Origin of the sequence: Oceanispirochaeta sp. (genome assembly GCF_027859075.1) — a bacterium.
Lineage (GTDB): Bacteria > Spirochaetota > Spirochaetia > DSM-2461 > DSM-2461 > Oceanispirochaeta.
In genome coordinates this window covers 1-4,938 of record NZ_JAQIBL010000245.1, presented here as the reverse complement: position 1 = coordinate 4,938, position 4,938 = coordinate 1, and the positions used below count along the sequence as shown (strand labels likewise).

Sequence of the window (4,938 nt, the reverse complement as noted above, 5' to 3'; positions counted from 1 at the left end):
ATTCCCATGATCAGTGCCGCAATCTTCAGAGCGGGATTCAATGCATGAATCACCGAGTCCCCCGGCCTGTACTGCCCCAGAGACAGGTTCTGCAGAATGTCAAAGTCTCTCATAAAACGACCCTCCCGGCAGGGGGGACCAGTGAAAGGATCAGCTCCTCAGGTGTCAGAATCCGGCCTGCCGGGGCGGAACCGAGGGAAGACGCGATGCGGGAGGACAGGGGATAATCCAGTCCCACAGCGACAGGATCATGGAGGTCAAAGAAGCCCCCGGCATCACCGTCCCAGAAAATCTCACCTTCCCGGAACACAACGAAACGCCGGGACAGGCGTAAAGCCTGCTCCATGCTGTGGGTCACCGTGATCAGGGACAATCCCCGGGTCTGGAGATCCCGGAGGACCTTCTCCAGATTATCCGCAGCAACAGGATCAAGCCCGGCTGTGGGTTCATCCAGAAGAAGAATCTCCGGGTTCATGGCCAGAACTCCTGCCAGGGCGACCTTTCTCTTCTGTCCGCCGCTGAGGGCTTTCACAGAGAAATCACGGTACTCATCAAAGGGCATACCCACCAGTTCCAGGGCCTCTTTGACTCTCTGAGCCAGGGGACGGCCCTTCAAGCCCATTTGTGAGGGTCCGAAGGCCACATCATCCCCCACCAGGGAGGCAAAAAGCTGTTTCTCCGGCTGCTGCATCACCAGCCCGATGCGGGATCGGAGGGCTCGAAGGTCCGTTTTTTTATTCTGGGGATTCTCGTTCAGGAGAGAGATGACACCTTCATCGGGCAACAGAAGGCTGTTGAGTGTCTGCAAAAAGGTGGACTTTCCCGAACCTGTCTGCCCGAGAACGGAGACGGACTCAGCTGGATAAAGATCAAAGCTGATATTCTTTAGGGCATAAACGGGAGAGTCTGACCGCTTCGAATAGGCACGGCTGACATGCCTCAGGCTGATGATCGGCTCTCCCGGCAGGAAGGATTCAGTATCTTCTGATTCTTTGGGAGTACAGGAAAAACCATGATCCTTTAATGAGCCTATGAGCTCTTCTTCTGTTAAAGAGGATGGAAAATCAGCATATTCCTCAGATAAATGACGGCTCAGCAGCTGAGATGGAGTCTCCTGCAGCTGCCAGGCCCTCAACTGCTGTCTCTGATGATGAAACAAAAAGGGATCACCCTGTTCTGCCAACCTCCCATGATCCAGGACAATGACCCGGTCGGCCAGAACTGCCTGTTCCATAAAATGGGTGATCCGGATGATCGTATGCCCCTCCCTTTTAAGCTCCGCCAGAAGACGGTTCAGCTGCTGCCGGCCTGATGGATTGAGCATGGATTCTGCTTCATCCAGAATCATGCAGCGGGAACCCAGTGCGAGAACTCCCGCCATGGCCAGGCGCTGCTGCTGCCCCGCCGAGAGCTGATGAGTCCCCCGGAGAGAAAGAGGACTAAGGGAAGTGTCTTCCAGGGCGTTTTTGACCCGTTCCTTGATTTCATGATTATCCAGAACAAGGTTTTCCGGGCCGAAGGCTACATCTTCCCGGACAACGGTGGCCACAATCTGAGAGGAAGGGTTCTGAAAAACGAGACCGGCTTTCCTCCGGATGGATCTGTGATTCCTGGACTCTGATGTAACAAATCCACCGACCAGAATCTGTCCATGCCCCGGAATCAGGAGTCCGATCAATAGACGGGCCAGAGTGCTTTTCCCCGAACCGTTGCCTCCGACTATAGCGGTATGACTGCCGGGTTCCAGGGTAAAACTAACCTGATCAAGAGCTGGACGGTCCTGTCCAGGGTAGCTGAAACTGACGTCTCGGAATTCAATGAAAGACACGTTGATCTCCCGGGTAAAAATCCCGATTCCAGGCTGAGATATATATATTAATTTTCAAATTCATGTTTCACCTCAACGTCCCGGTCCTTATGCGGATCCAGGCGTACTGGTCTCTTGAATTTACTTCCTGAGCGGATTTGAGTCAACCACTCTCCCCGGTAATTGACGCCCACCCTCTTCATCCGTACAATTTGGGACGTACAATTTGGAGCAGATATGAAAGCCTTTTCCCTTTTAGTTAAACCAGCGTCCGCCGACTGCAACCTCCGCTGTGAATACTGTTTTTACCTGGATCAGCTCTGTGAATCCAAAAAAACGAGGATGGATGATGCCACTCTGGAGGCAATGATCCGCTCCTATATGAAGACATCTCAGCCCCAGTACTCTATTGCCTTCCAGGGGGGTGAACCAACTTTAATGGGACTCCCCTTCTTTGAAAAATTGATTGCATTAGAAAAAAAGTATGCTCCCCCGGGGGCTCAGATTGCCAATGCTCTGCAGACAAACGGGACCCTCATCACAGACGAGATGGCCGCCTTTTTCGGTGAGTACAAATTCCTTTTAGGGGTCTCCATGGACGGCCCCCCGGAGATCCATGACCACTACAGAAAGACCATTGGAAAAAAAGGATCCCATCACCTGGTTCAGAAAGGCCTGGATAATCTGGAAAAGCATAAGGTGGAATACAATATCCTGACCCTGGTGAATGATCTGAACAGCAGGCAACCCGAGCTGATATATGACTATTTCTATGAAAAAGGAATACGGTTTTTACAGTTCATCCCCTGTGTGGAATTCAAATCCGACGGAGTCACCCCTGAGACCTATTCTGTGAGTCCTGAAGGATGGGGAGACTTTCTCATAGGTATTTTTGACCGCTGGTATGAAAACCGCTATGAAGTATCCATCAGGATGTTTGATTCCCTTTTAAACAAGATGGTACTGGGCCGCCCCACCACATGTGATATGGATACAAACTGCTGTCAGTACTTTGTGGTTGAATACGATGGCTCCGTCTATCCCTGTGACTTTTTTGTCAGGGAGGAACTAAAACTTGGAAATGTTAAAACCGAAGGCTGGAGTCAATTCCTGACCCACCAGACCTACAGGGACTTCGGTAATGGTAAGTTGAACTATCAGGACCAATGCGGGAATTGTGAATGGCTATCCTATTGTTATGGAGACTGTCAGAAACACCGGACAGGCCTGAAGAATGACGGACTCTCCACCCTTTGTTCAGGTCTTAAGAAGTTTTACAGACACGCGATGCCCCGTCTCAGATCCCTGGCAGATCAGATTCAGATAGACAGGGCCCGCGGGAAAATTTAGTTCCCGATGGTTTATCAAATGCAGGCTTTGGATTTTTTCAAAGAGAATCATTATACTTACGGCATTATTTAATAAGAGCAGAGGCTTCTTACAGTTAGAAACACATCGGAATCCCTTCTGTAGAAAGGATTGGCATCCGCCTCAACAAACAAGAGAGGAGTTCTCAGTGAATCTGAAAGACAAACAATTATTGATTCTGGACGGAGCCTGCGGGACGAGTATCCAGAACATGATCCTTCCCGACTCAGTCTGGGATGACAATGAGGGTTGTAACGAGTACCTCTGCCTGACGGCTCCCGACAGGATTACCGAAATGCATCTGAGTTTTCTGAAAGCCGGTGCGGATGTGATCGAAACAAACAGCTTTGGAGCCACAAGTATTGTTCTGGGCGAGTACGGCCTGCAGGACAGGGTGAAAGAAATCAACACGGCCGCGGTCAGGGCGGCACAAAAAGCGGTGGAACAACACGGTTCGGGCTGGGTCGCCGGTTCTGTCGGCCCGGGGACGAAGCTTCCCTCACTGGGACATATCACAGTGGAGGCACTGGCTGCCTCCTATAAGGAACAGATCGAAGCCTTGGTAGACGCAGGTGTTGACCTCCTTCTCCTGGAAACAGCCCAGGACATCCTGCAGCTTAAAACGGTGCTGGTCACTTGCTATGAAGTCCTGGATGAAAAAAGTCTGGATATCCCTGTCATGGTTTCGGTAACTATTGAAAGTACAGGAACCATGCTGGGAGGAACAGACATAGCCGCTGCGGCAGCCATCATCGAACCCTTTCCGGTATTATCCTTTGGTTTGAACTGTGCCACCGGTCCCGAAGACATGCTCAGTACCATCCGCTGGCTCAGTCACAACTGGCCGGGACGGATTTCCTGCCTACCTAACCAGGGACTGCCCCAGATTGTAGACGGTAAAACGACTTATCCCATGAGTCCCGAGGCTTATGCCCGGGAACTGAAGACTTTCATCGGAGACTGGGGTGTCTCCCTGGCGGGAGGATGCTGCGGTACGACTCCCCAGCATATCATCGCCTTGAAAAAAGCACTGGCCGGAACAACCCCAGCCAAACGGGAGGTCCTGCCTTGAAACCCTCTATAGCAAGCCTTTATGAAGCAGTAGATCTGATTCAGCCCATAAAACCACTCATCATCGGAGAACGCTGCAATGCCAACGGCTCCAAGCGATTCAGGGATGCCCTGCTGGATGATGATTTCGACACCTGCCTGACCATTGCCCGGGAGCAGGAAGCCGCCGGAGCCCATGTTCTGGACCTCTGCACCGCCTATGTCGGACGGAATGAAATGGAGGATATGGAGTCTCTGATTCCCACTTTTGCCTCGTCACTGAAAACACCCTTGATGATAGATTCCACCACACCAGCGGTCATCGAGCGGGCTCTCCAGCTCTACCCGGGGCGGTGCATCGTCAATTCTGTCAATCTGGAAGACGGTGGGGTCAACATCTACAAGGTGTTGAAACAGGTCAAGAAATACGGCGCCGCCGTGGTTGCCCTGACCATCGATGAAAAGGGGATGGCTATGACCGCCCCCGAAAAAATTGCCATAGCCAAACGCATCTACGCCATTGCCGTTGATGAAATGGGCCTTCGTCCTCAGGATATACTCTTTGACCCGCTCACCTTCACCATTGGTGCGGGGGATGAAACCCTCAGGAATGCGGCCCTCCAGACCCTGGAAGCCATTAAAGGAATCAAGGAAGAACTTCCCGGATGCCTCACAGTGCTGGGACTCAGCAATATATCCTTCGGCCTCTCTGT

At 51.8% G+C, this 4,938-nt stretch carries 4 protein-coding genes; 3 read left to right on the top strand and 1 reads right to left on the bottom strand.

Annotated elements, in window-relative coordinates; translation table 11 throughout:
* Positions 1–109: 109 nt before the first annotated feature.
* Positions 110–1,828, bottom strand: a complete 1,719-nt coding sequence (locus PF479_RS13660) for an ABC transporter ATP-binding protein (RefSeq protein WP_298007540.1) — start codon at positions 1,826–1,828, stop codon at positions 110–112.
* Positions 1,829–2,044: 216 nt separating this feature from the next.
* On the opposite strand from PF479_RS13660, the gene PF479_RS13655 reads away from it, so the two are divergent.
* The 3 genes from PF479_RS13655 to PF479_RS13645 all read left to right on the top strand — a co-directional run.
* Positions 2,045–3,157 (top strand): anaerobic sulfatase maturase, encoded by a 1,113-nt coding sequence (locus PF479_RS13655; RefSeq protein WP_298007539.1) that lies wholly within the window; start codon positions 2,045–2,047, stop codon positions 3,155–3,157.
* Between the two features lie 166 nt (positions 3,158–3,323).
* Positions 3,324–4,247, top strand: coding sequence for a homocysteine S-methyltransferase family protein (locus PF479_RS13650; RefSeq protein ID WP_298007537.1), 924 nt, complete (start codon positions 3,324–3,326; stop codon positions 4,245–4,247).
* A partial coding sequence (locus PF479_RS13645) for a dihydropteroate synthase (protein WP_298007535.1) occupies positions 4,244–4,938 on the top strand: 695 nt, incomplete at its 3' end. The genes PF479_RS13650 and PF479_RS13645, both read left to right, overlap by 4 nt.

Bases quoted from the DNA above. Each gene is read 5' to 3' on its own strand.
- PF479_RS13655 (WP_298007539.1), top strand. From the start codon at position 2,045: ATGAAAGCCTTTTCCCTTTTAGTTAAACCAGCGTCCGCCGACTGCAAC.